Genomic DNA, 1,425 nt, shown 5'->3' on the forward strand with positions numbered 1-1,425 from the left:
AGACTGTCCAATTAATAGTGTTGGCTAGTTGTATTAAAGGGTCTTTGACATCTAATTGAGAAAAGAGCTCTGAATGAAAAAGATTTGATTGGGTGGATATTGGGCTGGATTTAGTTAACATTTTTTTTAAGCAAAACGACCAAGAAATAAGAGGTATTTTAGCAAAAGTTGGTTGATTTGTCTATGGTTATTGTTGGTTTTATTGTTATAAATCAATTTGTTGTGTGGTTTTTAAGGGTTGACTAATTAGTGAAAAATGGCGTTTTGAGGGTTGCTCATATTTACGCAAAGGTCTCTCGTAAACTGTGCCGAGGTTTTTTTGGGTAGGTTATAGTGTATTACATCTAGGTCTTGATTGTACCTTTGTATTGCCAAATATCTCATTGTATGCTTTTTCTGCAGCGGGAGAACGGACCCTTAGTTTGATATCGGCAGTATAGCGTAGCGCTAAACCCCCAGATCTAACATTAACAGTTGCCTCGTTACTAGATGCACTAATTATATCTCCTAATTGATCTCCTAACTCATAATGGCTGTTTACAGGTGTTGATATTACATTAGATATTTCATCATATACTGGATCCTCCTGATTATATATTGAACCAGCGAACCCATCATCATATACTGGTACTTCATCATATACTGGTACTTCATCATATACTGGTACTTCATCATATACTACAGAAATTGGTTCAGCCGATGTATTGTCCAAACTCACATGAAGGTTTGTATTGGCAGGAACAAGATACCCGTCTTCAGATGTTACGATTACACTTGTATTTGAAGCGCCACCCGACGAAACTGGTCGTTTAAGCATATAATAGCCAACCGCTGTACTCGTAGCCATTACAGAAAGCACAGCAATAGGTACCGCCCATTCAACTGTTGATAGCTTTGCATCATCTTTTGGTGTAACGCACTGCAACCGCGCTCCCCCTAAAGCCAGTGGTTTTTCGCTAAAAGAATTTTCTTCACGACCTTTGGAGAAAAATTCTCCCTTAGGAATATAGGGATCAAATTCATATCCTGCTTGGCATTTACAAGTATTAAGCTCAGTCTTGTTTAAATATGAATAAATTGATGATTTGATTGCATATGAACTTTTGTCATTTGTTATAATATTACATTCTTTTTCTCCTAGCACATTAAAACTACTAAGAAGCAACAAACCTAAAACATATAATTTTATTATTTTCATTTTTTTCATTACAAATTAAATAAACTAACACCTCTAGAGCATCTCTAGAAATTGTCTACACCTCTTTATTCTACATAATTTTTGAGGTATAAATGTTTTTTTAACTTTCATTCCACGAGGCCTTTGCATAAATAGTCAACCCTTAAAAACCACACAACAAATTGATTTATAACAATAAAACCAACAATAACCATAGACAAATCAACCAACTTTTGCTAAAATACCTG

General features: G+C 34.9%; 1 protein-coding gene. It reads right to left on the reverse strand.

All coding sequences use genetic code 11. From position 1 onward, the window contains the following. Positions 1–328 precede the first annotated feature (328 nt). The gene (locus tag BBROOKSOX_RS11025) at positions 329–1,207 is read right to left on the reverse strand and encodes a hypothetical protein (protein ID WP_218973750.1); all 879 of its coding nucleotides are present in this window, start codon (positions 1,205–1,207) and stop codon (positions 329–331) included. Between the last annotated feature and the right edge of the window lie 218 nt (positions 1,208–1,425).

The sequence above is a fragment of the bacterium endosymbiont of Bathymodiolus sp. 5 South genome (genome assembly GCF_900128535.1).
Classification (GTDB): domain Bacteria; phylum Pseudomonadota; class Gammaproteobacteria; order PS1; family Pseudothioglobaceae; genus Thiodubiliella.

Bases quoted from the DNA above. Each gene is read 5' to 3' on its own strand.
- BBROOKSOX_RS11025 (WP_218973750.1), bottom strand. From the start codon at position 1,207: ATGAAAAAAATGAAAATAATAAAATTATATGTTTTAGGTTTGTTGCTT.